Source organism: Lichenifustis flavocetrariae, from assembly GCF_026130545.1.
GTDB classification, from domain to species: domain Bacteria; phylum Pseudomonadota; class Alphaproteobacteria; order Rhizobiales; family Beijerinckiaceae; genus Lichenihabitans; species Lichenihabitans flavocetrariae.
Window position 1 is genome coordinate 87,266 of the sequence record NZ_JAMOIM010000015.1, and the last position, 25,761, is coordinate 113,026.

Below are 25,761 nucleotides of genomic sequence, written 5' to 3' on the forward strand. Positions count from 1 at the left end.
CGAGAGAGCCGCCGTGACGCACGCCAAGCCCAACATCCTGATCGTGATGGTGGACCAGCTCAATCCCGCCTTCCTGCCGATCCATGGCCACCCGCTCGTGAAGACGCCTCATCTCGACCGTCTCGCGGCGCGCGGCACCGTCTTCGACAAGGCCTATTGCAATTCGCCGCTCTGCTCGCCCTCGCGCACGGCCTTCATGACAGGCGCGCTGCCCTCGCGCACCGGCGGCTACGACAATGCGGCCGAGTTTCGCGCGGACCTGCCCACTTTCGCGCATTATCTGCGCCGGCTCGGTTACCGGACGATCCTGTCCGGCAAGATGCATTTCTGCGGGCCGGACCAGATGCACGGCTTCGAGGAGCGGCTGACCACCGACATCTATCCCGCCGACTATGGCTGGACGCCCGACTGGGACCATCCTGAGGAGCGGCCGAGCTGGTATCACAACATGAGTTCGGTCACCGAGGCGGGCCTGTGCGTTCGCACCAACCAGATCGATTTCGACGAGGAAGTGGCCTTCGCGTCTGAGCGCGCGATCTTCGACCATGTGCGGAGCCCCATGGACCGCCCGTTCCTCATGGTCGCCTCGCTCACCCATCCGCATGATCCGTTCGCGGTCACGCGCGACTATTGGGACCTCTACCCGCACGAGGCGATCGACATGCCTCGCGTCCGCAAAGGCGACGTCGCTCTGGACCCGCACACGGCCCGGGTCCGGCATGTCTGCGCCATGGATGCCGAGCCGATCACGGACGAGCAGATCCGCAATGCCCGCCACGCCTATTACGGCGCCATCTCGTTCTGCGACGACCATCTCGGGCGTCTGATGCGCGCGCTCGACAGCACGGGCCTCACGGACAACACCGTGGTGCTGTTCCTGGGCGACCATGGCGAGATGCTGGGTGAGCGCGGCCTCTGGTACAAGATGAACTTCTTCGAGGGGGGCGCCCGCGTGCCGCTGATCGCGGCCGGCCCCGGCATCGCGGTCGGCCGGCGTCCCGAGGCCGTCTCGCTCATCGATGTGCTGCCGACCCTGGTGGAACTGGCGGGCGGAGATCTGGCCGCCGACCTCGCGAGCCCCGTCGACGGGCGGTCGCTCCTGCCGCATCTCGGGGGCCGCGCCGGTCACGACGAGGTTCTGGGTGAGTATCTCGCCGAAGGCGCGGTGGCGCCCATGGTGATGATCCGGCGCGGCGCCCTCAAATTCATCCATGCGCCTGGCGACCCCGACCAGCTCTACGACCTCGACGCCGATCCGGACGAGAGGCTCAATCGGGCCGAGGAGACCGACATGGCGTCGGTCGTGGCGGCCTTTGGCAGCGAGGTGGCGTCGCGCTGGAATCTCAAGGCCCTCGACGCGGCGGTGCGTCAATCGCAGCGCCGCCGCCGTCTCGTCGATGCCGCGCTCATGACGGGACGCACCAAGCCGTGGGATTTCCAGCCGTTCACGGACGCGTCCCGGCAATATATGCGCAACACGATCGACCTCGACGATCTCGAGGCGATGGCGCGCTTTCCGCGTGTGAAGCCCTGAGATCCGGGCGAGGCGTCGCGGGATTGCCGGATTTGCCTGCGATCGAAGGTACGCTCGAAGGGCCAACGGGGGAACGATGAGACGCAGGATACTGGTGGCCGCGATCTGTCTGTCCGCCGGAGCGGCCGTTGCGAAGGACCCGCCGCGCCCACAAAGGGAGGATGCGCCGCGAAAGTCGGATGCCGCCTGCGCCTATCTGGGCGAGGGCTACGTCAAGATGCCCGGCACCGACACCTGCGTGAAGATGGGCGGCAGTGTGCGGGCGGAAGGGCAGGCGGTTTTCAGCCGCTAGACGTTAGACCGGATGTCCCCGCTCCGCGTCTCACTTCGCGACCGGACCTTTTCCCCGCAGGTGGCCATCGGCCCCGCCCAACGACGGAGAGCCACGTCTTCTCCTCTTGCACAAGGCAGACAAGAAATCTGGGCATCATTTCGAGACATGTGAGCGCGACAGCCTTGAGTGGGAAGAAGGGCGACTGCAACACACGCACGAGCAGACGGTAACGCGTGTTCATCCACCCCGGTCATTTCTGCTGCTTAGCCCAGACGCTCGTTGGTGCGTCTGTCACTCTCCACGACCAAAGTCAGTGGATAAATAGCTTACCAAAGATGAGAACTTGGAATGCAAGCACAAAGCCGAGCATCCATTTCAGCACAAGCAAGTCTGCTTTGATGTTGCTCACGTCGTCGTCCCGCTTGCTGAGTGCTGTGGCAGCTTTTATGGCTTTGTCTTCTGGGATATCTATGGCGCGAAAAGCTTCGTAAACCTCGCTTTGCAGGACAGTTATTTGCGCAGCTCCTCCTTTCGATGTTGTGGCCCTTCATTCAAACCTGACAACTCCGCAATACTAGCTCTCACGCGGGCTTCGCGCCAAACCGGCGTCATGGAATCCCGTCGCCATCGCCCCGCGGCGCGTTGAACATCAGCACCTGCCCCTCGCGCGCCGCGAAAGCCCCCGGCAGCCTTGCCGCCGCCTCCCGCTCGATGTGATCGAGGGCCTCGTCGTCGCGGGCGGGATCGTGGTGGAACAGAGCCAGCCTTTTGGCGCCCGCCCGCTCCGCCAGCGCGATCCCCGCTTCCCAGGTCGAATGGCCCCAGCCGACGCGATTGAGGTATTCGGCCGGTGTGAAGGTGGAATCGTAGATCACGAGGTCGGCGTCCCGGACCAGGGCCACGAGGGCCGGATCGGGGCCACCGGGCAGGTGCTCGTGATCGGTCACATAGGCGACAGCGCAACCGTGATACTCGATCCGGTACCCGGTGGCGCCCCCGGGATGGTTCAACGCGGCGGTCTGCACCAGGACGCCGCCGCCGAGATCGAGTTGATCGCCGGCCGGGAAATCGCGGTAGGTGATGTCCGCCCGGAAGGTCTTCGGCGTGATCGGCAGCAGCGGCGGCACCATGAGCTGCGACAGCATCCCCTCGAGATGATCCCGGGGGGACAGGTGACCGGCCCAAAGCCGCATCGATGTCGTCTTGTTGAAAGCCGGCTGAAAGAACGGCAGGCCGATGAGATGGTCGACGTGACAATGACTGAGCAACAGATCGAGGTCGAGCGGCTCGCTCGCCTTGGACAACAGGCGTCCGAAAGGGCGCAGGCCGCTACCGGCGTCGAGCACGATCAGGCGGTCGCCGCAGCGGACCTCGACACAGGCCGTGTTGCCGCCATAGACCGTTGTGTCCGGCCCCGGACAGGCGATGGAGCCCCGCGTCCCCCAGAACCGAACCAGCATGTCGGGAGGGCGTTGGTCGGCTGCGGCATCCGGCATGAACCCACCCCCTCTAAAGCGTCAAAGTCAGGAAATCTCCTGCACGAGCTTTGCGACCAGTGAGCGACCGAAGCTCTCGAAGGATTTCGCCACAAGAACGAAAGACCCCGTGCCCCCGGCGACATTCTGCCGATAGTAACTTTGCAGACCGCCGGGCGGGTTCTCGTGATCCTTCAGGTAAGATGAACCTGTGTCGCTGCTGAGGATGACCAGACCGTTAATGGTCGAGACGCCCGCCGCGAGCGCGGCGTCCCTGGCGTCTCCGGCCGGCATGCCGTCGTTGTTGGTGCCGTCCCCTGACACGTCGATCACCTTTCGATCCCCGTCGTAAGGGCATTGCGCCAGAACCGTCCTGGCGAAGGTCAGAGCGGCCCCGAGGGCCGTTCGATTGGCAAAGGCGCGGGGCGCGGCCAGGGTCCGGCCCGCGAAGACCTCGGCGTCCCGCGCGCTCTCAATCAGGGTCCAATCGACCACGACGGCCTGCGACCCGGCGCCGGACCATTCGACCAATGCGACCGCGATGCGATGGTTGGGGCCCGAGGCGACGGCGTTGAGCACCTGCGGATCGCGGATGGCCGCGGCATATCCCTCGCGCTGCAGATCGAACTTTTCGGTGGTGATCGAACGTGACACATCGGCGGCCAGTACCAGCGCCACATCCACCCGGTCGGCGGGCCGCGCCGTCGCCGGGCCGACGAGGATTGCGCAGAAAGGGATCAGAGGCCTAAGAACCCACAAGACGCCGTCACCTGCTCCCGAGCCGTTGCGGAGAGCCTATGCGATCGGCGGAAGGGCGTCGAGCCTTCGTGGCTCGGACGCGGCCGTCCGACGCGCGCGGCAGGTCGATGTCGTCGCGGCCGGTAAGTCGGCATTGACTCTGGTTGTGCGTTGTCGCGTGCCGGTAAGGATCGCCTTACGGCCGCCGACGCAGGGTCGCCATGCCGTTTCCGCGAGAACGGTTCGCCGAGCCTGCCGATGACCCTTTCCGCAACCCCGCATGGCCCCGCCGATTTCGGCCGGCTGCGCGCGGGCCTCACCTTCACGACCGAGATGGGCGAGGCACCCAGTGTTCGTTTGCGGCGGCGAGGATCCTACCTCAGCGCAGCACTTGCCCTCTGCGGCGGTACCGTCGTCCTGGCTTTCGTCGCTCTCGTGCTTCTTCCGACGCTGGGGACGGAGCCGGCCGCAATGCCGGCCCTGTCGCCCACCCGGCCGACAGGTCCGCTTGCCCCGGTCTGGATCGAGGTCAACCGCCCGTTTCAAACCTACGATCTGGCCGGCGGCCCCTATGGCAAGCTGCCGCTCCGATATACAGCCCGGCGCGACCTTGAGGGCACGGCGCGGCAGGACACGCTGACCTATGGGGTGCCGCTGCCGGGCGAGGCTTTTCTCCGCTTGCTGTTTTACCGGAAAGGCGCCGAGATGACCGCGCAAACCACGGCCTTCCTGGATGCGGCACGCCTGGCGGCCGGGGCGGGGCTCGCCGTCGTACGGAGCGGCCTCACGTCCACGGTGCCGACGCGGTTCGGACCCTTCGAGGTCACCGGCGTTGCCATCAGTCGAGCCGGGGGATCGGCCAGCTGCCTTGCGTTCCGCCGCAGTGGTACAGCCAGTGTCCTCGACGTCAGCGGCCTGGCCTGCGGAACGGATGAGCATCCGGTCGACCCGGTGACGCTGGCCTGCACGCTCGACAGGATTGATCTTGTTTCAGCCGGCGACGACATTCCACTACGCGATGTCTTCGTGGCCGCGGAACAGCGACGCGGCCAAGGGTGTTCGATCGGCCGCGGCGCGGAGGCGCGCCTCGGTTCGCTCGACGCGCGGACCCAAGGCCACTCCGCCCCAACGGGCTCTTTTCCGCTCCGGCCGAATAAATCGGATTCGATGTAATTGTTGCGCTCAAGTTAGGAACTTCGAGGCGGATTTTTGGTTAACTCGTCAGATGATGCGAATCAGAGGCCCTCACATGAGTCGTTTCCTTCTTTCAGCCGCCGCATTGTCGGTTGTCGCCGCTCTCGCGCTGCCGGCCGCTGCCCAGGCCCAGCAGGGGCGACGCCATGTGGCTGTGGTTCATGCCGTGGCGGCGCCGCCGCTGACCGTCAACCGCCGCAGCTGGCTAGACATGGGCACAGCGGCCGAGGTCGGCACGCAGGACAGCTATCTGTCGGCCAACACGACATTGCACCAGCCGATCTATACAAGCTTCGCGCAGGATAAGTTCGGCCAGTCGACCCTGCCCGGTCAATTCAGCTTGCCGTTCAACGACAATCCTCGTGGGCCAGAGTCGGGCGGCATCTTCTTCGACGAGTAACCCGACGCCTGGATGCAAAGATCCAAGCTTCTGGCAGTCGCGGCTGTAGGGTTCGCGATTCTTGCGAGCGTTCGGCCAGGCATTGCGGCCGACCAACCCGCCTTCGGTCCAAGGCTCGAAGGTTTCGACTATGCGTTTCCGGTGCAGGATTTCGCCTTCGAGTCGCAGCGGCAAACCCTGCACATGGCTTATTTGGACGTGGCGCCAAAGGGCCCTGCCAACGGCCGCACGGTCGTCCTGCTGCACGGAAAGAATTTCTGTGCTGGCACCTGGGACGAGACGATCCGGCACCTCATCCAAGCGGGTTATCGCGTCGTAGCGCCCGACCAGATCGGCTTCTGCAAGTCGAGCAAGCCACCCGCCTATCAGTTCAGCTTTCGCCAACTCGCCCAGAACACACGCGATCTCCTGGTGCATCTCGGCATCGATCGCGCCGTCATGCTGGGCCACTCGACCGGCGGCATGCTGGCCATTCGCTATGCGTTGATGTTTCCAGATGCGACCGAGCAGCTCGTCCTGGTCGACCCGATCGGGTTGGAGGACTGGAGCGCCAAGGGGGTGCCTCCCATCGGCATCGACCAATGGTATGCGCGCGATCTGAAAACCACGGCCGACACGATTCGCGCCTATGAACAAGCCACCTACTACGCCGGGACATGGCAGCCCCGGTTCGAACCCTGGGTGCAGATGCTGGCGGGTCTCTACCGTGGACCGGGACGGGACGCGGTCGCATGGGATTCCGCGCTCCTTTACGACATGATCATGACCCAACCCGTGGTGTACGAATTCGCGCACCTTCGCGTCCCGACGGTTCTGATGATCGGCGACAAGGACATCACGGCCATCGGTAAGGATCTGGCGCCTCCGGAGGTGCGCGCCGCGCTGGGTCATTACCCAGCTCTCGGCCAAGCCGCCGCCGAAGCTATTCCGGGAGCGAAGCTTGTGGAATTCGCGACGCTCGGACATGCGCCGCAGATCCAAGACCCGGCCGCCTTCCACGCGGCGCTGCAGGACGCGCTCACCGGCACGCTGCCGGCGCGGTCGGTACGGTAAGCAAACCCGGGACCCGTGCTTCCGGGCGTGTTCCGCGTGGCATAGCCGTTCCGGGTCAGGATCGCTGTCATGCCGTAAAGCGGGATGCGTTGATCCGCGAAGCTTTCTATCCTGCTGTCGCAGTGCGGCCCAGCCGCGTTCCTCGCACGGATGGTTCCATGATCGGCGCGATCGCTCTGCTGCTGATGTGTCAATTGCTCGGCGAGGCCCTCCATCGCCTGACCGGCATTCCGCTGCCCGGCGCAGTCCTTGGCCTTCTTCTCCTACTTCTATGGTTCGTGATCCGACCCCGTGAGAGACCCGTGTTGAGCGCGGTGGCGACGTGGCTCATCGCGCATCTCTCGATCATGTTCGTTCCGGCCGCCGTCGGTTTGATGCAGCAAGGGGCGATCCTGTCGCGCTATGGCGCGGGAATCGTGATCGCAACGGCGATCTCGACCATCCTGACGCTGCTCGTGACCGTTTCGGTGTTCCGTGTCGTCGCCCGCCGTCAGGAGAGCCCGTCACGATGAACGACCTCATGGCATCGTTGAGAAGCCTCGCGTCGACACCACTGCTCTGGCTCGCCGTCACGCTCGTGGTCTTCGAGGGCGTCGACATGCTGTCGCGTCGCAGCGGACGGCACCCGCTTTGCCATCCCGTATTGTGGTCGACGCCGATCCTCATTGGCATCCTGCTTGCGACCGGCACGACATACGACACCTACGCGACCGGCACGCAGATGCTGACGTTCCTGCTCGGTCCGGCAACGGTGGCGCTAGGCGTTCCACTCTGGCGCAATCGCGTCCTGATCCGGAGTGTCGCGAAACCCCTTGTCGTCGCTCTCTTCGCTGGTTCGCTGACCGCCATCGGCAGCGCGGTGGCGGTCCTGGCCTTGTTCGGTGCGCCGCGCGAGCTTTTGGCCTCCATCGCGCCCCGCGCGGCCACCACCCCCGTCGCGATGGCGGTCGCGGCGCAATTGGGCGGCATTCCCACGCTCGCGGCCGTGATCGTGCTCAGCGGCGGCGTCATCGGCGCCATGGTGGTGACGCCGATGATGAACGTGCTCGGCATCACGGATTTCCGGGCACGTGGCTTCGCTGCGGGCGTCGCGGCGCATGGGTTCGGCACCGCGCGGGCCTTTCAGGTGGACGATGTCGCCGGGACCTTCGCGGGTGTGGGCATGGCGCTCAACGCGGTGACGACCGCCATCATCTTGTCGCTCGCGGCACTGCTCTTCGCACCGTGAGGTGGTGACGGCGGACGGTCAAGCAGAGCTGCCGCCTTAACGGCGGAGAAAGTGTCCTCGTTTTCGATGCAGTGACTCGGAGCTCTTCATCTTGAGTCGCCGGAGGGGCCTTATCGGGAAAAGCCCGTTCAGAAACTTGGATCGGCTAGGCCAACTGTCTCTTTTCCGCGTCCGCTGCCTGCGTCACGGCCTTCAACTCCCGCGATAGCGCAGCGAGGCTGGTGACGCCTTTGTTCAACACTTCAGTGGCGCCCTGTAAGCGTTTGCGGTCCTCGCGTGTCAGGTCCCGCGCCGTGAGGACGACCACCGGGACCTCGGCGCAGCCCGCTGCGGTCCGGAAGGCGCGCAGAAACGCGAAGCCATCCATCACCGGCATTTCCAGATCGAGAAGCACCACGCGCGGCACCGCCTCCGCGACCCGCTCGAGAGCGGCCCGGCCGTCTCCGGCCTCCACCACGCTCCAACCGTCACGCTCCAGCACAGATCGCATGTGGTGCCGCATGTCCTGGTCGTCCTCGACCACCAGCACAGAACCTTCGGAGTCGCGATAGCGCTCCATCACCTGCCGGAAGCTTTCCCATTTGACGGGCTTCATCACGTAGTCGGCGGCGCCGAGCGAGGCCGCGAGGCCGCGTTCGTCCACGAAGGTGACCATGATGACCGGAATGTCCGACACGTCCGGGTCGGCCTTCAAGGCACTCAGGACCGACCAGCCGTCGAGGCCCGGCATGGTAACGTCGAGGAGGATCGCCTTCGGATGAAGACTCCGGGCCAATTCGAGACCCGTCGCGCCATCGGCCGCCGTGCAGGCGCGAAAGCCCTCGCGGCCGAGAAATCGGATCATCAGGTCGCGCTGCCCGGGATCGTCGTCGATCACCAACACGATCGGAAGTGTGCTCCCGTCGGCAAGCAGCACATCGTCCGGACCGACCGCAGTCGAGGGTGCGGGATCGCCGGACGCCGCCGCATTCGGATCAATGAGCACGGCGGGCAGAAACACCGAGAACGTGCTTCCCTGGCCCTGCGCGCTATCGACCGAAAGATCGCCACCCAGCATGACGCCAAACGCCTTGCTGATGGACAGACCGAGGCCCGTCCCACCGAACTTGCGTGTGGTGGACGCATCAGCCTGGCTGAATCGCTGAAACAAGCGTCCGAGCTGCTCCTCGGTCATGCCGATGCCCGTATCCGCAACCCTGAAGACCAGCCAATCCCCGCCGCTGCCGCCGGGCAGCCGCATCACCGACAACGTGACCGTGCCACCTTCAGTAAACTTGGAGGCATTGCCCAACAAGTTCAGCAGAATCTGACGCAGCTTGGTAATGTCGGATTGCATCGACCCCAGGCGAGGCTCAAGCCGCACCACGAGCTCGTTGCCCTTTTTGGCCATGAGATTCTGGACGGTCGACGCGACATCGCGGGCCATCACGGCGACATCGAAGGTTTCCGCGAAGACCTCCATCTTGCCGCTCTCGATCTTCGACAGGTCGAGCACGTCATTGATCAGGCCAAGCAGATGGCGGGCATTGCCCTCGATCTTCTGCAGGTCGGGCGTCAGTTCGGCCCCATCGGCGCCATCGCCGATCTCTTCCTGCATCATCTCGCTATAGCCGATGATGGCCGACAGCGGCGTGCGAAGCTCGTGGCTCATGTTGGCGATGAATTCGCTCTTGGCCTTGTTGGCCTCCTCGGCGGCCTGCATGGCGGCGTTCAGCTGTTCTTCGGCTTCGCGCAGATCGTTGATGTCCGTGTTCGTCCCGAGCCAGCCGATCAGGCGGCCCTTTGTTTCTCCCGCCTCAGGAAGGCCGCGGATCGGAAGGGCCCGTGACAGGAACCAGCGGTACTGACCATCCTTTCCCCGCAAGGGAAACGTATCTTCCCACGGGGTTCCGGTGGCGAAAGATTCGCTGATATGAGCGACGACGCGCTCGATATGGTCCGGATGATGGACATTCTTCCACCCCCAGCCGGTCATCTCGTCGGGCGTGGTCCCGGTATATTCATACCACCGACGGTTGTACCAGTTGATAGCTCCGTCGGGGCCGGTCATCCAGGCGAGTTGCGCCATAGAGTCGGCCAGCGTACGGAACCGCGTTTCGCTTTCGCGGAGCGCTTCCTCGGCCCGTCGGCGTTCCACGCTGCCCCAGAGCGACTCGATCGGCTGCTGCGTCGCGCTTTGCCCCCCTGCCACCGATGTGCGGTCTTTGAACGTGATCACGCTGCCCGAAGGGGCCGGTCCGGCCTCGAAGAGGGGGAACGAAGAATATTCGGCGATGAACGATGTCCCGTCCTTGCGCCACAACACTTCATTGTCCAAACGCACCGGCCGGCCGCTCGTGAGCGTGTGCAACAATGGGCATGCGGCGGCCGGAAAAGGCGTGCCGTCCGGTCGGGTATGGTGGATCAAGTCGTGCATATTGCGACCGACGAGTTCATCGGCCGATCCGTAGCCGAGCAATCTGAGGGCCGCGGTATTGATGAAGCTGCACCGCCCCTGAGGATCGACCCCATAGATGCCATCACTCAAGGTGTCAGCGAAGGCCCACTGGTCTAGTCGGGTTGACATGCTTCTGGTTTGGCCCTGTCCGGCTGGGCGCCAACCCTCGCGGCATTGTGGTCAGCTAAACTCACAATGCCAACATCATGGGATTGTTCACAAGGGGCAAGCCGATGCTCGCGATAGCCGATGGTGTCCCGTGATGCCGAAGCTCTGATGGGCGGGATCAGCCGAGCAGTTCGAGAACGATCTGCTGCAATTCCTCGCGGGTCAGACTGGAGTTTTCGGGCCGCCACGTAGCCGTCGGTTTGCGCGACGCAGCGGCGAGGAAACGGGCCTTGTTGTACGGACGTGACGATGGTCTTTGTGTAGTCGTTGAGATGTGCATGAAGTCCTGGGCCGCTCAAGATCGAGCGGCGATGTTGAAGATGTCTTACAGAAGCGCAATCTGAGAGGCTGCCAATTTGGCCGTTGCCCCCTCGTCTCCAGATCCTTGCAGCTCTCCGCTAAAGAAGCGTCAAGAGCCGGGCCGAATAATGCGCTACAGGGGAGATAATGATGGATTGTGACCGTTTCAAGCCGTCACGGGTACCATCACAGCTTCGAGGCGTTACTCGCGGCAGAGGAACCGCTTGAACGCCTTGAGCGTCACCTCCGAAATATAGTGTTCGATGCCTTCCGCGTCTGTTTCCGCCGCATCCGTCGGAACGCCCAGGGCTTCCAGGACATCCACGACAAGGCGGTGTCGCGCTCGAACCCGCTCGGCCATCGCCATTCCGGCTTCGGTCAGGAACACTCCTCGATAGGGACGCGCGGTGACGAGGCCTTCCCGTTTCAGCCGCGCCAGTGATTTGTTCGCTGTGGGAAGGGTCACTCCGAGGCGTCGTGCAATGTCGGTCGTCCGGGCCTCCCCGTGCTCGCGGGTGAGATCGGCGATCAACTCGGCGTAATCCTCCAGAATGGCAGTCGAGCGGGCTGTCCGGGCCTGGCTGAAACGACGTGCCTGGGTCGGCTCGGCCTCTACGCAACGTCGATCCTCGGCTTTGTCCATATCGGCTGTCGCACAACTCGCGGCTTTTCGCACAGCGGGACCTAGCTTGAACCGGCCTTCGGCGCAATCGGCACGACATCTCGTTAGTTTCGCATCATCTAGTTAGATCCAAGCCACAGACTTATGCCATTGACATGAAGTTAGCTTAGGCTAACTTAAATGGAAATCGCTCTTATCCGGAGCTGCATGATCGCGAGTCCGAGATGTCACCTTTGCAAGAGGCTGCGCCCGTCCGCCCGGCTTGGCGGTTTTCCGGCCCGGAGACCGACGCACGACCGAGCCTGCCCGAGGTAAACGCCAGCATTCACGTCCCCACGGGAGGAAGCTGGGTCCATAAATTCCTGGCCTTCCTGGGGCCGGGCTACATGGTGTCGGTCGGCTACATGGACCCCGGCAATTGGGCCACCGATCTCGCCGGCGGCGCGCAATTCGGCTACACGCTGCTCTCCGTCATCATGATCTCCAACCTGATGGCAATCCTGCTGCAGGCGCTCTCGGCGCGCCTCGGCATCGCCACCGACCGCGACCTCGCGCAGGCATGCCGGGACCATTATCCCCGCTCGATCAACATCATGCTGTGGCTCGCCTGCGAGCTCGCGATCATCGCCTGCGATCTCGCCGAGGTGATCGGGACCGCGATCGCGTTGCAGCTCCTGTTCGGCATCCCGCTCGTCGGGGGTGCGCTTCTCTCGGCCCTCGATGCCTTTCTGCTGCTTCTCCTGATGAACAAGGGGTTCCGGTTTCTGGAAGCCTTCGTGATCGCGCTGCTTCTCGTGATCGCATCCTGCTTCGCGATCCAGATCGCCGCCGCGGCGCCGCCCGTCGCCGCGATGCTGGCCGGCTTTGTCCCGACCACCCGGATCCTCACCAATCCCGGGATGCTCTATGTCGCGATCGGCATCATCGGCGCCACCGTGATGCCGCATAACCTTTATCTTCACTCATCGATCGTGCAGACCCGCGCCTATGATCGGAACGACGCCGGTCGTCGCGAGGCGATCCGGTGGGCCACGACCGACAGCACCATCGCGTTGATGCTGGCGCTCTTCGTCAACGCCGCCATCCTGGTCGTGGCCGCCAAAGCATTCCATGATACGGGCCATGCCGATGTGGCCGAGATCGGGCAGGCGTTCCGGCTCCTGTCGCCGCTGCTGGGCCTCGGCGTCGCCTCGACCCTGTTCGCTGTGGCCCTGCTGGCCTCGGGCATCAACTCGACCGTCACGGCGACGCTCGCGGGCCAGATCATCATGGAAGGCTTTTTGCGGCTGCGCATTCCCGATTGGGCGCGGCGGCTTCTGACACGGGGCCTTGCCGTCATTCCGGTCGTGGCCGTCACGGCGCTCTATGGTGAGAGAGGTACGGCGCAGCTTCTCGTGCTCAGCCAGGTCGTGCTTTCGATGCAATTGCCCTTCGCGGTCGTGCCGCTCGTCCAGTTCGTGTCGGACAAGGGCAAGATGGGGCGCTTCGTCATCCCGACCTGGGTGGCCGTCCTGTCGTGGACCGTCGCCGGCGTCATCCTGCTGCTGAACTTCAAGCTTCTGTACGACACGCTGACAGGCGCCGGTTAGATACGACAGGGTGCGGCGTCGCAGTCGTGCGCCGCCGCAGATCATGCCTTTTCACAGGCCGCAACATCCATAGGATCCCGAATCGGAATCCTCGGCAAACGTAAGCGTGAAGCTGCGACCGAGGACGAATCACGCCTTTGAGACAGCGCCCTCGATTCACGGTTGCGGGTTGATTGGGTGAGGCGTTACTTCGGCAGCAGCACGCTGTCGATCACGTGCACGACGCCGTTCGATTGATAGACGTCGGGAATTTCCACAATGGCCCCGCCGCCCTTCGCATCGATGAGGGCGACCTTCTCCCCATCCATTTTGGCCGTGAGGGTCTCGCCCTCAACGGTCTTCATATTGTAGCTTCCGCCGCCTGCCTTGATCTCCTTAACGATTTCCTCCGCGTCGATCTTCCCTGGCACGACGTGATAGGTCAGGATTTTCGTGAGATCCGCCTTCATCTCGGGCTTCATCAGGGCCTCGACCGTCGCCTTGGGAAGCTTGGCGAAAGCCGCGTTGGTGGGGGCGAATACCGTGAAGGGGCCGGGCCCGGACAGGGTCTCGACGAGGCCGGCCTGCTTGACGGCCGCGACCAGCGTGGTGAGTGTGCTGGCTTGGGACGCGTTCTCGACGATGGTCTTGCTGGCCATCATGGGAGCGCCGCCAACCATGGGGTCGGCCGCGTAGGCGACAGACGCGGTGCCGGCCGCAACGGCCACCGCGAACGTCAGGGTGCGCAGGCCTTTGATCTTGAGCATTCAATCTCTCCAGTTCCACGCCGGGGTCGGTGTAATGCCGCCCATGGCGTGGGATCGGAGCTACGAAGGCGAAGGAACGGGGTTTCGTAGTGTGGGCAAATCGTAATGTTCGACATAGGTCTGCCGATGCGGCCGCAAGTCGATCCTGGTGCGCGACAATGTCGTGCGTGTTTCAACGCAATCTTGCCAGCACGAACAACAGGGGAGAGTGGTCCATCGCGCAATGGACACGCAAGGGCGCTCAGAAGTCTAAAATGCTGGCGCCACGCCCCATGAGATGAGGATCTGGTCGATCCAGGCTTTTTGAGGCCCAAGCCACAACGCCTGGGTCAGGTCCCCGCACTGTCGTCCCGCGCGGCCGGCTGACCAGAGCACGAGGGCGGTGACCGTGGTGCTGCCCTCCGCCATCACCGGCGCTCCGGAATCTCCTGTGCAGGCGCCGGACCCATGCCGAGCTGAGTCCTCGGCCCAGAGAAGCACGCCGGAGAGCGGCGCCCGCGCCTGCAGGGTCGTGCGTCGCGGGCGACCGGACGAGCTGCCGTCACCCTCGCGGGTCACGCCGTAACCCGTCATGGTGAAGGGAAGGCCTGGCTTTACGCCGTCCGTGGCGCTAAGGCGCATGGGCGTGAATCGGTCGGGCAGGGGGGCCGACAAGCGGATTATGGCAAGGTCGATCGAGCGTTCCCGCGTTCTGATCGCATCGGGGCGATAGTCCGGGTGGCGCGCCACGGCCTCGACCGGGAGCAGAACTGGGTTCTGGCCGGGGCCAGGATAATGCACCCGGAGGTCGGCTCCTTCGGGCACGCAATGCGCGGCTGTCATGATCACATCAGGGGCGATCACTACGCCCGTGCAGAAGCCAGCGGTTCGCCCTGAATGGTTCAAAACCATGACGATGCCGGCGGCTTCGCCTGATGCCTCGCTCGAGGGACCGACGATGGCCTCGGCGCGGCCGGTTCCCAGGACGACGAGCAGGGCTGCGGCTGCGGCTGCGATCATCTGCAGTCGGGCCGCGCTATCAACGCTGCGTGGAATCTGTTGTCTGTTGCGCAACAAATTCAGCCTCTTAACACTTCCAAGACGTCCGACGAGATGCGTCTTCGCTGGGATGACGTCACAGTTCCGGGCGTGCAAAAGATGTCTGACCCTTGTCTCATCGCATGGACGCAGCGGCTCCTACCGTGCTCACGAATGCGGCTGTGCTTCCACGGCCGCCAAAGCCGTGACATTGACGATGCCGCGGGCCGTCACCGAGGGTGTCAGGATATGGGCCGGCCGGCTTGGCCCGATCAGGATGGGCCCGACCGGGAGCGCGTCGGCCACCACCTTGACGAGCTGGAAGGCGATGTTGGCGGCGTCGAGATTGGGCATGATCAGCACATTGGCCTCGCCCTTCAGGGTCGAGGCGGGGTTCACCTTGTCGCGGATCATCTGCAGCAGCGCCGTATCGGCCTGCATCTCGCCATCGATCTCGAAATCGGGCGAGCGGGCGCGCACGAGCGCCAGGGCCTGCTGCATCTTGACGACCGATTTCGAATCCATGGCGCCGAAATCTGAATGGGACAGAAGCGCGATCCGGGGCTCGATTCCGAAGCGCCGCACATGGGTGGCGCAGGCCATGGCGATATCGGCGATCTCCTCCGCCGTGGGTTCCTCGATCACATGGGTGTCGGCTAGGAAATAGGCGCCCTTGGTGGTGATCAGCAGGCTGACCGCCGCCATCCGCTGCGCGCCCGGCGCGAGGCCCAGGATGCTTTCGATGTGCCGGAGGTTTGAACGAAACCGGCCTTCGAGGCCGCAGATCATCGCATCCGCATCGTCGCGCCGCACCGCCAGCGCGGCAATGACGGTGGCGTTGGTGCGCACGAGCGTGCGGGCGGCGTCCGGCGTGATGCCTTTGCGTCCGGCGGCCGCGAGATACTCGGCCACGTAATCCCGATAGCGCGGATCGTCCTCGGGGTTGATGAGCTCGAAGTCGCGGCCGGGTGCGATCGACAGTCCGAACCGCTTGATGCGGGTCTCAATCACCGAAGGCCGCCCGACCAGGATCGGATGGGCGAGCTTCTCCTCGATTACGGCCTGCACGGCACGCAACACGCGCTCGTCCTCGCCCTCGGCATAGATCACGCGCTTCGGATTGGCTTTGGCGGCTGTGAAGACGGGCTTCATGATGAAGCCCGAGCGGAACACGAAGCGGTCGAGCGATTCCGCGTAAGCCCGCAGATCCGCGACCGGCTTGCGGGCCACGCCGCTGTCGATGGCGGCCTTGGCGACCGCCGGGGCGATGCGCAGGATCAGGCGGGGATCGAAGGGGCTCGGGATCAGCGATTCAGGCCCGAAGGGCCGAGCCTCGCCACCATAGGCCCGCGCCACGACATCGGAAGGCGTTTCCCGCGCCAGCGCCGCGATGGCTTTCACCGCCGCCGCCTTCATCTCCTCGTTGATTGTCGAGGCTTGGACGTCGAGCGCGCCGCGGAAGATGTAGGGGAAGCACAGGACGTTGTTGACCTGGTTCGGAAAGTCCGACCGGCCGGTGCAGATGAGGGCGTCGGGCCGCGCCTTGCGGGCAAGGTCGGGCATGATCTCCGGCGTCGGGTTCGCGAGCGCCATGATCAGCGGGCTGGGCGCCATGCGGGCCAGCATCTCGGGCTTCAGCACGCCGCCGGCCGACAGCCCGATGAAGACGTCGGCGCCCTCGATCACCTCCGCGAGCGTGCGCTTGTCGGTGGGTTGCGCATAGGGCGCCTTCCAGCGGTCCATCAGGGCCGTCCGGCCCTCGTAGACCACGCCCTCGATGTCGGTGATCCAGATGTTTTCCCGCCTGACCCCGAGCGTCACGAGCAGGTTCAGCGTCGCCAGCGCCGCAGCGCCCGCCCCGGAGGTCACGACCTTGATGGCCTCGATGGTCTTGCCGGCGAATTCGAGCGCATTGACGACGGCGGCCGCCACGATGATGGCCGTACCGTGCTGGTCGTCGTGGAAGACCGGGATGCCCATACGGGCCTTCAGCCGATCCTCGACATCAAAACACTCGGGTGCCTTGATGTCTTCAAGGTTGATGCCGCCGAAGGTGGGCTCGAGGGCGGCCACGACATCGACCAGCCGGTCGACGTCGTTTTCGGCCACTTCGATGTCGAACACGTCGATGCCGGCGAATTTCTTGAACAGGACCGCCTTGCCCTCCATCACGGGTTTGGAGGCGAGGGGCCCGATATTGCCGAGCCCAAGCACTGCCGTACCGTTCGTCACGACCGCCACGAGGTTCTGACGCGACGTGAGCGTCGCGGCTTCGGCCGGGTCGTCGAAGATGGCCGTGCACGCGATCGCCACACCCGGCGTATAGGCGAGCGCGAGGTCGCGCTGGTTGCCGAGGGGCTTCGTCGGCTGGATCTCGATTTTTCCGGGACGCGGGTTGCGGTGATAGAACAGCGCACCCGTGCGCAGGTCGTCCGAGATATCCGCCATGCGCTTGTCTCCTGTGGATCGTCCGGCTGGCTTGTGGCCACTGGACCCTACGGAGAGCAAGCGTTTTTTCGCGTACCAGGCCATGAGACCAGCGGCCCTTTCAAGGTCGATGTCAGCGCTCCCGGCGATGGGCGAGGCGTTGACCGTCGCTGCCAGGCGAGAATTGCCACACCGTGCGAAGCACGAGCGCCTTGGGCGTGCTTCATAGTCTCGGTCGACGGATTGTCGTGACCGATGACACCGCGGGTTATGAGAGCGGGTTTGACGCCGCTCAGCGACCGCTCCATAGGGGATGAAGATCGCAGCCCTGAGGCTGACGCGATGCGGTTTTCTTTTTAGAATGACACTGATATTCACTTTGTGCCGTACAGCACGCTTGGACGGTGTTTCGTAAAGCTTGTTTTGAGTGACGTGATGGAGCCTGGCGCCGGGCGGCCGAAGCTGCCGAAGAATTACCGCTTGATCTACGGCGTCCTCTGCGCGCAGGCCGAAGGGCATCATGCTGCCGCGAGTGAAATCCACGCGGCGGCGCGGCAGTTGCAACCGGGGATCGGTTATTCCACTGTCTATCGCGCGCTTGACCGGCTGCGCGATCTCGGCCTCGTGCTTGAAGTGAGACTGCCGGGCAGTGCCTCGGCGCTCTACGAGCCGGCGCGACCCGGACACGCGCATTTCCATTGCGTGGAATGCGGCTGCGTCGAGGATGTGGATTATAGTCTGCCCGTAACCGATCTCTCGGCGTTGGCGCAGCGGTATCGGATCGAGATCGACAGCGTGGTCACGACCTTCAACGGCTTCTGCGACCGATGCCGCTCGGGGAGGACCGAGGGCAGCGCCTGAGCGGGCCCGTCACGTCCATAAGGCTTTGACCGCTATACTTCGACCGAATATCGCGATCGGGTGCCGATGCCCCGTCGGGCGGCGCCTCTTTGACGTGCGAGGACCCGTCGGCCGAAACCGGCGAGGCCCAGCATCGCGAGAGCGCTGCCGTACAGGGAGATGGCCGGGGGCAGTGGAACCGCAGACACGCCCGTGGGGTCGGAATCGGGGTCTACGAAGGGGGGCTCGCTCGGGGTGCCGACACTCGACGGTGCGGCGCTGGAATAGAAGCTGGTATTCGATCCACCGATACTCAAAGTGACGTTGTCGGACAGCATCGAAGTCGGGGCCGTATCGATGTTGAAATAGAGTGACGACCCGTCATCGGCAGTGCCCGAAAACACGATCCCGATCGAGGTCCAGAATGCGATGTCCGCGGGCGGCTCCTCGGGTGCCGTGTCGAGCGCCAGAGCAAAGCCGGAAAAGCTGTTGCTGTATCCGTCGATCTGAAACGACCCGGAGCCGCTCATCAGATCCGCATCGTAGAGCAACGACCCGGTCAATGTCGTGTGCGCACCGGAGGAATCGAAGAGCGGAGCGTCGAGTGTCAGGGTGATGGGAGCCGCTTCCGCCGACACGCCGAAATGGCACAGGAAAAGAAGAGCGAGAAGGCCGGTCGGCATTTTGGTCATAGGGGAGATCCTGGTGATATGCCGTAAGGAGACCAGGAAAATCCTATTCAAATGCCGATAAATACAGTTGACGAATTCTATTCCTCTATTTCGAGCGGCGGCAAAAAATATTTAGGTAAATGGAATTTACCTCGCGATCTCGGCCGCGTAAGCTTTGGATCTATTCCGCCAAAAAAGTCGCTGTGCCGGCGTGTGTCGACCGCTTAGGGTTCGGCAAGGAACCTGTTCCTGCACCGCAGCATTACTCCGCGAAATGCAGTGAGGCAGCCTTTGGGGAACTGGAAATGCTAAAATGGATCGGGATCTGGTGTGTGGCCGGGCTGATCGGAGTGTCTTCGGGCGCATCAGCTCAGGAGGATCCGGCGGACGCCGACGCGGCGCCCCGTGTCAATGGCGTTTTTCACGGAAACTACTGTGGTATCGGCGACAACGGCCCAGGCTTGCCGCCGACCGATGCGCTTGATGCGGCCTGTATGCACCACGATGCCTGCACGCCTTCGGGTGGACTACCGACCTGCGGGTGCAATGCCCGCTTTCAACGAGAAATCCATCAGGTCGCAACAAGCCCGCGTGAGCCGGAAGACCTGCGTCTCCTGGCTCGCACCATGGAGGCAAGCATTCCGCTCATCCTCTGTCGACATTGAGAGCGCAAGAGTCGGTGCAAATCTGGGTCCTTCATCAGAACTCTCGATTTGAGACACTCGGTTCGGCATAAGCCTTGATGGTCGGGTGCCGTGTCCCGTGTTGACTTGCCGCGGTGACACCAGGGGCCGGATGTGAACCCGTCCGGCCCCTGTCCTCGCGGAGATCTCGGAGCCCCGGGTGCAGCCGCGATATCGCGGATTTTTCTTCAGGAACGCCGCCTTGACACGCCGCCGTCCGAACATCCTCCTCATCACGGTCGATCAATGGCGGGGCGACCTGCTGGGTGCCGCCGGGCATCCGTTTGCCCGAACGCCGCATCTTGATGCCTTTGCGGCGGAGGCCACCCGCTTTGCGTCCCATTATTGTCAGGCCTACCCGTGTGGCCCGGCGCGTGCCGGACTCGTCACCGGCCTTTATGCCCACAAGCATCGCTCGATCGGCAATGGCGTGCCGCTCGATGCCCGACATCCGACGTTGTTCACGGAACTGCGCCGCGCCGGCTATCGGCCCACGCTCTTCGGTTACACCGACACGACGCTCGACCCGCGCGGCAAACCCGATCTCGACCCCGACAATGGCGATTACGAAAACGTCTGTCCCGGGATGGCGGTCGACACACTGTTGACAGAGCGCGCCACGCCCTGGCTGGCGCATCTGAAACGGAAGGGCCACGCGGTGGCGACGCCGGATCTCGGCAGGGCCGGCATCTTCGCGGAACGGGCATTCGGGGCGCCGGCCGCATTCGCCAAGCAGGACAGCGAAACGGCCTTTCTGACCGACCGGTTCCTTGACTGGCTCACCGTCGCCAGCACGACACCGTTCTGCGCGCATCTCTCGTTCATTGCGCCGCATCCGCCCTTCGCGGCGGCGGCCCCCTACCATGCGGCGATCGATCCCGCCGATGTCGCCATGCCGGTCCGGGGCGCGCGCCCTGAGGTCGAGGCCGCCCAGAACCCGCTCGTCGGGGCTCTCATGGACGGCATGGAAATGGCGGCCTTCGCGCCGGGCCTCAGAGGTTGCTCGCGCGATGCCGACGAGGACACGATCCGGCGTGTCCGGGCGATCTATGCGGGTCTGGCGTTGGAGGTCGATCATCACCTCGGCCGGGTGTTCCAGGGGCTGCGCGACAGCGGCCGATGGGACGAGACGATCGTGGTGTTCACGGCCGACCATGGCGAACAATTGTTCGATCATTGGATGCTCGGCAAGGCCGGCTATTTCGACCAATCCGCCCATATTCCCTTGCTGATCCGCGATCCGCGGCCCGAAGCAAACCTCGGTCGAGGCCGCACCGTCACGGCCTTCACGGAATCGATCGACCTGATGCCGACGCTGCTGGCCTGTGCGGGGCTGCATGCCCCGCGTAATTGCGATGGAGCGAGCCTTCTCCCTTTCCTGAACGGCGGCACGCCGACCGACTGGCGCGACGAGGTTCATTGGAGCTTCGATTTCCGGGATATCCGCAACAAGCGGATGGAGCGGTTGCTGGGCCTCCCGTCGGAATGGTGCAACCTTCAGGTCGTGCGGACCGAGCGGCTGAAATACGTCCATTTCGCCGGTCTTCCGCCTGTGCTGTTCGATCTGTCCGACGACCCTTTGGAGCTGCGCAACCGCGCCGCCGATTCGGCAGCAAGCCGCCTCCTGCTTGAAGGGCTGGACCGGCTGCAGACATGGCGGCAACGCCACGAGGAGCGCACGCTGACGGGGTTCCTGTCGCGCGACGGCATCCTGCACCGGGACCCTGACTGACCTCAGTCGCGATTGTCTTACGGCATCGTGTTCGCGAGGTCGGTCTGTCGGATAGCGGCTCCGTCGAGCGCCTGCACGACGATCCCGGCGGTGAGAAGTTCGGGCAGTGCTTCGCCGCCCGGTTGGTGCGGCCCGAAGACGGCATCGAGCGGAATGCCGAAGCGGCTGAAACGCTGGAGGAACGCCGAGATGACCGGGTCGGGTCGACTCCAATCGGCGCGCATGCGCACCGTTCCGGGCTGCGCAAGGCGGGCTTGGACGACGGCCGTATCCAGTGTGGTCAGTTCGTTGACCTTGCAGGTGAGGCACCAGCTTGCGGTGACGTCGACCAGCACCGTCTTGCCGTCTCGAACGAGCCTGTCGATCGCGGTCGGATCGAAGGCTTGCCAACTGTCCGAAGGTTCACTGCGCTGCGGAAGCGCGGCCGTTGGCAGGCTGGCGGCCGCGACCGTCATCATCGCGAGGCCGGCCGTTGCGAGTCCTGGCCAACCTGGCTCCCCGATCCGGCCGCGATAAGCCACCCAGGCCCGCAAGGCCAGTGTGATCGCAAGGAGGCTCGCGGCCCCTCCGGCGGCCACCGTGCCCGCGACGCTTCCGAGGACGACCAGCAGCCAGACCGTCGTGCCGAGCAGCAACAGGCCGAGACCCTGGCGCAGGCGCACCATCCAGGCTCCCGGCCGAGGCAGCCAAGCCACCAAACCAGGATGGATCGCAACCGCCAGAAACGGCAGCGACATGCCGAGACCGAGACTGAGGAAGATCACCAGGATCGCCCGCGGTCCGCCAGCAAGCGCGAAGCCGACCGCGGTGCCCACGAAAGGCGCCGAGCAGGGTGTCGCCAGAAGCGTCGAGACGGCGCCGCTGAGAAACGCCCCGACGAGAGGGCCTCGCGTGGGCGAACCGCCCAGTCGGGCGATCGCCTGAGGCAGACGGATCGGGAGCCATTCGAAGAAGCTCGCCGCAAACAACGTCGTGAGCACCGCCATCCCGGCCAAAAACCAGGGCTGCTGGAACTGAATGCCCCAGCCGAGCTCCGCGCCGGACCATTTGAGTACGATCAATGCGGTTGCGAGCAGCAGGAACGACGTCAGGATGCCGGCGGCCGTGGCCAGGGCGCCGCGCCGCGCCGCGGCCCGTCCGGCTCCCGCGTAGCCGGCCAGGGCGAATAGCTTGATCGAGAGGATCGGCAGCACGCAGGGCATGAGGTTGAGGATAAGGCCGCCCAGGAGCGCCGAGCCCAGAATGGCCCAACGGGTGAGGGGCGGACGTGCGGCTTGTGGCGCAACCGTTCCGGGGCCCGCGAAGGTGGCCGATCTCGGCCCGTCGACCACGGTGAGCGTGAGTGGGGCGGCGGGATCGGTGGCGAGGGAGGTGGTCAACACGGCAGTCTTGTCACCGTCCGCAAGCTGAACCGTGGGCGGCGGCGGGAGGCCCGCGCCCGCGCCTTCAACGAAGAGATCGGGCGCCATGAAAGGGGCTGCGGCGCTTCGCAGGACGACGATAAGGCGGCGGTCCGGTCCGGCGCCTTCGAGTGCCGTGCGCACCACGTCGATGCCGGCGGTTGCGGGCAACTGGGGCACGGACTGGCGTGCGGCCGCGAGACCCGCTGCTTCGGCCGACGCGGCCCCCGGGCCGGCAGCAAGGTTCAACGCGAGGTCGGCGTGTTTTGGGACGCAGACCTTGCCGCAGGCCGCATAGTCGACGCTCAGCGCGAGACGTGTCCCAGCCTGGTGATCGGTCAGGCCGATCGCGACCGGCAGGGTGAATTGCCCCGTATAGACGCTGTTCTGTAAGCCCGAGACGATCAACCGGGTCGGGGCGGGCCATGAGAGGGCGGCGGTCTTGAGGTTTGTCGAGGCCGACCAATCGAGGACCGGCGCGATGCCGGCATCTCCGGGCGTCCGCCAGTACCCATGCCACCCCGACCCGTAGCGGAACTCCAATCCGGCCGTGACCATGCCGTCCTTGGCGGTGTCGGAGGCCGTGACCAGCCGCACCGCAGCTTGTCCGTCGCCGATCCAGTCCGTAGCAGCGGCGCCGGCCGGGCCGATCGACACGCCCAACATGGTGCCGGCGAGGTAGGCTGCGCGAAGCAGGAGCGGGCGGGTCATTACGGTGTGCCGATCACGACGCATCGGCCCGGGCCGCACCGATGATGCTGCCGTCCGGCGCCTCGATCAGAACGGCGGCCTTCTCGCCGGCCGGCGCTGCCGCGTCGAGGGTGAGGGGCGCGCCCGTCCACTGCCCAATGGCGCGGATCGAACGCACGATATTTGATTCCGTCAATGTGCGGCCGCCGTTCTCGCCCCGCCCGACGGCCGTGTGATGCTGGGCGTCGTAGCCGACCAGGATAACGCGCCCGCTCCCACGGCCGCCGCCGACATTGATCGAAACCGCGCTACCTTGCCGGGTCGCCGTCACAGACGCGGCCGTGAGCCCCGCGTGCCGGGCGGTCGCGATGGCGGCTTCAGCCTCACCCCGCTCCGACCCGACCAGTCCCTTGCGGCCGTCGACCACCAATTCGGGCGTATAGGACCCGTCGCCGAAACGCGCCCCATACCGGCTCTGACGCTGCGTGGCGGCCGCCAGAGAAAACGGATCGGTCCAACCGAGACTATTCCAATAGGTGACATGGAAGGCGAGCGGCAGCACATCGCGCCGCTCGCGGGACAGTTCGGACAGATAGGCGTCGGCGGGCGGGCATGACGAACAGCCCTCCGAGGTGAAGAGTTCGACGACCACGGGCCGTTCGGCCGCCACGGCGGCAGCCGAAAGGGAGGCCAGGACCGTACAGGCTGCAAAAATCCGCGAGATCATGGGGGAGGCTCCGCTGCGGGTTGATCCTCCGTCTTCGCCGCTCCGTCGTGAAGGTTACAGGCGCGCGCCGCGCGACGAGCGGGGGCTCCTACGCGGCCGGAGGATAGTTCGACGGGAAGAGCGCGCGCTTGGTTTCCTCGTCGTTGATCTTCTTGAAAGCATGGTTCTTGCCGACGTCCCGGGCGCGGGCGGCGGCCGGCCTCTCTTCGACCGTCGCCATCAGGCGTTTGAGATTGGGGTAGGCGGCCAGCGGGTCGGCGTCGGTCTTCAGCACGCGCGAGGCGCGGTCGAGCCATCCCCAGGCCGACATGTCGGCGATGGTGTAGCTGTCACCCACGATGAAGGTCCGGTCGGCGAGATGATCGTCGAGGACGCGGTAGTGCCGCTCGATCTCGCGCCGATAGCGGTTCACCGCGTAGTCGAGGCCCGCCGGTGCCGCATGCTGGAAATGCACCGCTTGGCCCGAGAACGGCCCTAGCCCGGAGGCGATGAACAGAAGCCAAGACAGCAATTCCGGCCTGTCCTCGGCAGATCCTAGGAAAAGGCCGGTCTTTTCGGCGAGATAAAGCAGGATGGCCGTCGAATCGAACACCCGAACCTGCCGGCCACCCGGTCCCTCGGTGTCGATGATGGCCGGCACCTTTCCGTTGGGATTGACGGCCCGGAAGGCCGCCTCGTGCTGCTCGCCTTTGCTCGTGTCGACCGGGATCAACTCATAGGCGAGGCCGGACTCTTCCAGGAACAAAGCGATTTTCGCCGGGTTGGGTGTCGGGTGGAAGTACAAGCGGATCATGGGCGTCGTCCTTGGGTTGCGGCTGCATCTTTCGCAGATGCCCGGATGAACGTCTGCAAGCTGAGGTCGGGCAGGGAGCGTCGTCAACTCCGAAGGTTGCGACGCCTCGTGCCAAAGCTTATGGGCTCAGCCTTGATGGCGTCTCCAGGACGGTTCTCACAGCCCCTCCGAAGCGCTCAGACCTACGCCAGGAGCAAGACCATGATCGTTCTCGTCACAGGTGCAACCTCGGGTTTCGGCGCGGCCATCGCCCGCCGCTTCGCCGGAGCCGGCCACCGCATCATCGCGGCGGGGCGGCGCGAGGAGCGCTTGCACGCGCTCGCGGCGGACCTGGGCCATGACCGGGTTCATCCGGTTGTGCTCGACGTCCGCGACCGCGCCGCGGTGCTGGCGGCGATCGAAGCCCTCCCGGCCGAGTTCGCCGCGATCGATCTCCTGGTCAACAATGCGGGTCTCGCGGTCGGTCTCGAACCGGCTCAGTCCGCCGACCTCGATGGCTGGGACGCCATGGTCGACACCAACGTGAAGGGGCTGATGTACGTCACGCGCGCGGTGCTGCCCGGCATGGTGGCCCGCAACCGCGGACACATCGTCAATCTGGGTTCGATCGCCGCGACCTACCCGTATCCGGGCGGCAACGTTTATGGGGCCAGCAAGGCCTTCGTGCGGCAATTCTCGCTCAACCTTCGGGCCGATCTCCTGGGGACGCGTGTGCGGGTGACCGATGTGGAGCCGGGGCTCGTCGGCGGCACGGAGTTCTCGGCCGTGCGCTTCCGAGGCGACGCCGAGCGGGCCGCGAAGCTCTATGAGGGGGCCGATGCGCTGACCCCCGACGACATCGCCGAAACGGTCTTCTGGGTCGCGACCCTGCCGCCGCGTGTCAACATCAACACGATCGAAGTGATGCCTGTAACACAGGCGTCCGGGCCGCTTGCGATCCACAAGGCCGCGAAATGAAGCCCGTCTCCTGATCTATCGGGCCGCGCTGGGAGCGCCGTATCGGCTCCAAGTTTCAAGCGGCCA

General features: G+C 64.8%; 23 protein-coding genes. 12 read left to right on the forward strand and 11 right to left on the reverse strand.

Annotated elements, in window-relative coordinates:
- The first annotated feature begins 13 nt into the window (after window positions 1–13).
- Entirely contained in the window at window positions 14–1,534 is a 1,521-nt protein-coding gene (betC, locus tag M8523_RS20610) for a choline-sulfatase (protein ID WP_282586787.1), read from the forward strand.
- Window positions 1,535–1,610: 76 nt separating this feature from the next.
- Entirely contained in the window at window positions 1,611–1,826 is a 216-nt protein-coding gene (locus M8523_RS20615) for a porin (RefSeq protein WP_282586788.1), read from the forward strand.
- A 590-nt stretch (window positions 1,827–2,416) separates the two neighbouring features.
- On the opposite strand, the gene M8523_RS20620 is transcribed toward M8523_RS20615, so the two are convergent.
- Window positions 2,417–3,304: an MBL fold metallo-hydrolase gene (locus M8523_RS20620; RefSeq protein WP_282586789.1), complete on the reverse strand. Its 888-nt coding sequence runs from the start codon at window positions 3,302–3,304 to the stop codon at window positions 2,417–2,419.
- A gap of 27 nt (window positions 3,305–3,331) precedes the next feature.
- Window positions 3,332–4,042 (reverse strand): DUF1194 domain-containing protein, encoded by a 711-nt coding sequence (locus tag M8523_RS20625; protein WP_282586790.1) that lies wholly within the window; start codon window positions 4,040–4,042, stop codon window positions 3,332–3,334.
- A gap of 237 nt (window positions 4,043–4,279) precedes the next feature.
- Here M8523_RS20625 and M8523_RS20630 point away from each other — a divergent pair, with 237 nt between their 5' ends.
- The 5 genes from M8523_RS20630 (at window position 4,280) to M8523_RS20650 (ending at window position 7,896) form a co-directional block, all read left to right on the forward strand.
- Complete coding sequence (locus M8523_RS20630) at window positions 4,280–5,194, forward strand: hypothetical protein (RefSeq protein ID WP_282586791.1); 915 nt, start codon at window positions 4,280–4,282, stop codon at window positions 5,192–5,194.
- 76 nt (window positions 5,195–5,270) lie between these two features.
- Window positions 5,271–5,615 (forward strand): hypothetical protein, encoded by a 345-nt coding sequence (locus M8523_RS20635; RefSeq protein ID WP_282586792.1) that lies wholly within the window; start codon window positions 5,271–5,273, stop codon window positions 5,613–5,615.
- Between the two features lie 12 nt (window positions 5,616–5,627).
- Complete coding sequence (locus M8523_RS20640) at window positions 5,628–6,668, forward strand: alpha/beta fold hydrolase (protein WP_282586793.1); 1,041 nt, start codon at window positions 5,628–5,630, stop codon at window positions 6,666–6,668.
- A gap of 158 nt (window positions 6,669–6,826) precedes the next feature.
- The gene (locus tag M8523_RS20645; protein ID WP_282586794.1) at window positions 6,827–7,180 is read left to right on the forward strand and encodes a CidA/LrgA family protein; all 354 of its coding nucleotides are present in this window, start codon (window positions 6,827–6,829) and stop codon (window positions 7,178–7,180) included.
- The gene (locus M8523_RS20650; protein ID WP_282586795.1) at window positions 7,177–7,896 is read left to right on the forward strand and encodes an LrgB family protein; all 720 of its coding nucleotides are present in this window, start codon (window positions 7,177–7,179) and stop codon (window positions 7,894–7,896) included. Before M8523_RS20645 ends, M8523_RS20650 begins: the two co-directional genes overlap by 4 nt.
- A 145-nt stretch (window positions 7,897–8,041) precedes the next feature.
- On the opposite strand, the gene M8523_RS20655 is transcribed toward M8523_RS20650, so the two are convergent.
- Both M8523_RS20655 and mntR read right to left on the reverse strand, forming a co-directional pair.
- Entirely contained in the window at window positions 8,042–10,462 is a 2,421-nt protein-coding gene (locus M8523_RS20655; protein ID WP_282586796.1) for a response regulator, read from the reverse strand.
- 541 nt (window positions 10,463–11,003) lie between these two features.
- Window positions 11,004–11,444, reverse strand: coding sequence for a manganese-binding transcriptional regulator MntR (gene mntR / locus M8523_RS20660; RefSeq protein WP_282586797.1), 441 nt, complete (start codon window positions 11,442–11,444; stop codon window positions 11,004–11,006).
- A 203-nt stretch (window positions 11,445–11,647) separates the two neighbouring features.
- Here mntR and M8523_RS20665 point away from each other — a divergent pair, with 203 nt between their 5' ends.
- Window positions 11,648–13,012 carry an Nramp family divalent metal transporter gene (locus M8523_RS20665; RefSeq protein WP_282586798.1) on the forward strand — a complete coding sequence of 455 codons (1,365 nt, stop codon included), beginning with the start codon at window positions 11,648–11,650 and terminating at the stop codon, window positions 13,010–13,012.
- A 185-nt stretch (window positions 13,013–13,197) separates the two neighbouring features.
- Here the strand turns inward: M8523_RS20665 and M8523_RS20670 are convergent, their stop codons facing one another.
- The 3 genes from M8523_RS20670 to M8523_RS20680 all read right to left on the reverse strand — a co-directional run bounded on the left by M8523_RS20670 (window position 13,198) and on the right by M8523_RS20680 (window position 17,223).
- A complete protein-coding gene (locus M8523_RS20670; protein ID WP_282586799.1) occupies window positions 13,198–13,758 on the reverse strand; it encodes a fasciclin domain-containing protein in 561 nt (186 codons plus the stop codon).
- Between the two features lie 249 nt (window positions 13,759–14,007).
- Window positions 14,008–14,757, reverse strand: a complete 750-nt coding sequence (locus M8523_RS20675; protein ID WP_282586800.1) for a S1 family peptidase — start codon at window positions 14,755–14,757, stop codon at window positions 14,008–14,010.
- Window positions 14,758–14,943: 186 nt separating this feature from the next.
- Complete coding sequence (locus M8523_RS20680; RefSeq protein ID WP_282586801.1) at window positions 14,944–17,223, reverse strand: NADP-dependent malic enzyme; 2,280 nt, start codon at window positions 17,221–17,223, stop codon at window positions 14,944–14,946.
- A 414-nt stretch (window positions 17,224–17,637) separates the two neighbouring features.
- On the opposite strand from M8523_RS20680, the gene M8523_RS20685 reads away from it, so the two are divergent.
- The gene (locus M8523_RS20685) at window positions 17,638–18,063 is read left to right on the forward strand and encodes a Fur family transcriptional regulator (protein WP_282586802.1); all 426 of its coding nucleotides are present in this window, start codon (window positions 17,638–17,640) and stop codon (window positions 18,061–18,063) included.
- A gap of 32 nt (window positions 18,064–18,095) precedes the next feature.
- On the opposite strand, the gene M8523_RS20690 is transcribed toward M8523_RS20685, so the two are convergent.
- A complete protein-coding gene (locus tag M8523_RS20690; protein ID WP_282586803.1) occupies window positions 18,096–18,734 on the reverse strand; it encodes a hypothetical protein in 639 nt (212 codons plus the stop codon).
- 119 nt (window positions 18,735–18,853) lie between these two features.
- Between M8523_RS20690 and M8523_RS20695 the strand changes: the two genes are divergently transcribed.
- Complete coding sequence (locus M8523_RS20695; protein WP_282586804.1) at window positions 18,854–19,378, forward strand: phospholipase A2 family protein; 525 nt, start codon at window positions 18,854–18,856, stop codon at window positions 19,376–19,378.
- Window positions 19,379–19,598: 220 nt separating this feature from the next.
- Window positions 19,599–21,128, forward strand: a complete 1,530-nt coding sequence (locus tag M8523_RS20700; protein WP_282586805.1) for a sulfatase-like hydrolase/transferase — start codon at window positions 19,599–19,601, stop codon at window positions 21,126–21,128.
- 17 nt (window positions 21,129–21,145) lie between these two features.
- On the opposite strand, the gene M8523_RS20705 is transcribed toward M8523_RS20700, so the two are convergent.
- From M8523_RS20705 to M8523_RS20715, 3 genes are all read right to left on the reverse strand, one after another.
- Window positions 21,146–23,239, reverse strand: a complete 2,094-nt coding sequence (locus M8523_RS20705) for a protein-disulfide reductase DsbD family protein (RefSeq protein ID WP_282586806.1) — start codon at window positions 23,237–23,239, stop codon at window positions 21,146–21,148.
- Window positions 23,240–23,252: 13 nt separating this feature from the next.
- On the reverse strand, window positions 23,253–23,945 hold the full coding sequence (locus M8523_RS20710; RefSeq protein WP_282586807.1) for a DUF1223 domain-containing protein: 693 nt from the start codon (window positions 23,943–23,945) through the stop codon (window positions 23,253–23,255).
- 88 nt (window positions 23,946–24,033) lie between these two features.
- Window positions 24,034–24,738 (reverse strand): glutathione S-transferase family protein, encoded by a 705-nt coding sequence (locus tag M8523_RS20715; RefSeq protein WP_282586808.1) that lies wholly within the window; start codon window positions 24,736–24,738, stop codon window positions 24,034–24,036.
- A 201-nt stretch (window positions 24,739–24,939) separates the two neighbouring features.
- Between M8523_RS20715 and M8523_RS20720 the strand changes: the two genes are divergently transcribed.
- Entirely contained in the window at window positions 24,940–25,695 is a 756-nt protein-coding gene (locus M8523_RS20720; protein WP_282586809.1) for an SDR family oxidoreductase, read from the forward strand.
- Window positions 25,696–25,761 lie beyond the last annotated feature (66 nt).

What these genes read in the sequence shown, in the direction of transcription:
- M8523_RS20680 (WP_282586801.1), bottom strand. Translation starts at nt 17,223, where the DNA reads ATGGCGGATATCTCGGACGACCTGCGCACGGGTGCGCTGTTCTATCAC.
- M8523_RS20675 (WP_282586800.1), bottom strand. Translation starts at nt 14,757, where the DNA reads ATGATCGCAGCCGCAGCCGCAGCCCTGCTCGTCGTCCTGGGAACCGGC.
- M8523_RS20615 (WP_282586788.1), top strand. Translation starts at nt 1,611, where the DNA reads ATGAGACGCAGGATACTGGTGGCCGCGATCTGTCTGTCCGCCGGAGCG.
- M8523_RS20715 (WP_282586808.1), bottom strand. Translation starts at nt 24,738, where the DNA reads ATGATCCGCTTGTACTTCCACCCGACACCCAACCCGGCGAAAATCGCT.
- M8523_RS20710 (WP_282586807.1), bottom strand. Translation starts at nt 23,945, where the DNA reads ATGATCTCGCGGATTTTTGCAGCCTGTACGGTCCTGGCCTCCCTTTCG.
- M8523_RS20720 (WP_282586809.1), top strand. Translation starts at nt 24,940, where the DNA reads ATGATCGTTCTCGTCACAGGTGCAACCTCGGGTTTCGGCGCGGCCATC.
- M8523_RS20685 (WP_282586802.1), top strand. Translation starts at nt 17,638, where the DNA reads ATGGAGCCTGGCGCCGGGCGGCCGAAGCTGCCGAAGAATTACCGCTTG.
- M8523_RS20620 (WP_282586789.1), bottom strand. Translation starts at nt 3,304, where the DNA reads ATGCCGGATGCCGCAGCCGACCAACGCCCTCCCGACATGCTGGTTCGG.
- M8523_RS20665 (WP_282586798.1), top strand. Translation starts at nt 11,648, where the DNA reads ATGTCACCTTTGCAAGAGGCTGCGCCCGTCCGCCCGGCTTGGCGGTTT.
- M8523_RS20655 (WP_282586796.1), bottom strand. Translation starts at nt 10,462, where the DNA reads ATGTCAACCCGACTAGACCAGTGGGCCTTCGCTGACACCTTGAGTGAT.
- M8523_RS20670 (WP_282586799.1), bottom strand. Translation starts at nt 13,758, where the DNA reads ATGCTCAAGATCAAAGGCCTGCGCACCCTGACGTTCGCGGTGGCCGTT.
- M8523_RS20640 (WP_282586793.1), top strand. Translation starts at nt 5,628, where the DNA reads ATGCAAAGATCCAAGCTTCTGGCAGTCGCGGCTGTAGGGTTCGCGATT.
- M8523_RS20705 (WP_282586806.1), bottom strand. Translation starts at nt 23,239, where the DNA reads ATGACCCGCCCGCTCCTGCTTCGCGCAGCCTACCTCGCCGGCACCATG.
- mntR (WP_282586797.1), bottom strand. Translation starts at nt 11,444, where the DNA reads ATGGACAAAGCCGAGGATCGACGTTGCGTAGAGGCCGAGCCGACCCAG.
- M8523_RS20690 (WP_282586803.1), bottom strand. Translation starts at nt 18,734, where the DNA reads ATGACCAAAATGCCGACCGGCCTTCTCGCTCTTCTTTTCCTGTGCCAT.
- M8523_RS20630 (WP_282586791.1), top strand. Translation starts at nt 4,280, where the DNA reads ATGACCCTTTCCGCAACCCCGCATGGCCCCGCCGATTTCGGCCGGCTG.
- M8523_RS20650 (WP_282586795.1), top strand. Translation starts at nt 7,177, where the DNA reads ATGAACGACCTCATGGCATCGTTGAGAAGCCTCGCGTCGACACCACTG.
- M8523_RS20645 (WP_282586794.1), top strand. Translation starts at nt 6,827, where the DNA reads ATGATCGGCGCGATCGCTCTGCTGCTGATGTGTCAATTGCTCGGCGAG.
- M8523_RS20635 (WP_282586792.1), top strand. Translation starts at nt 5,271, where the DNA reads ATGAGTCGTTTCCTTCTTTCAGCCGCCGCATTGTCGGTTGTCGCCGCT.
- M8523_RS20695 (WP_282586804.1), top strand. Translation starts at nt 18,854, where the DNA reads ATGGAATTTACCTCGCGATCTCGGCCGCGTAAGCTTTGGATCTATTCC.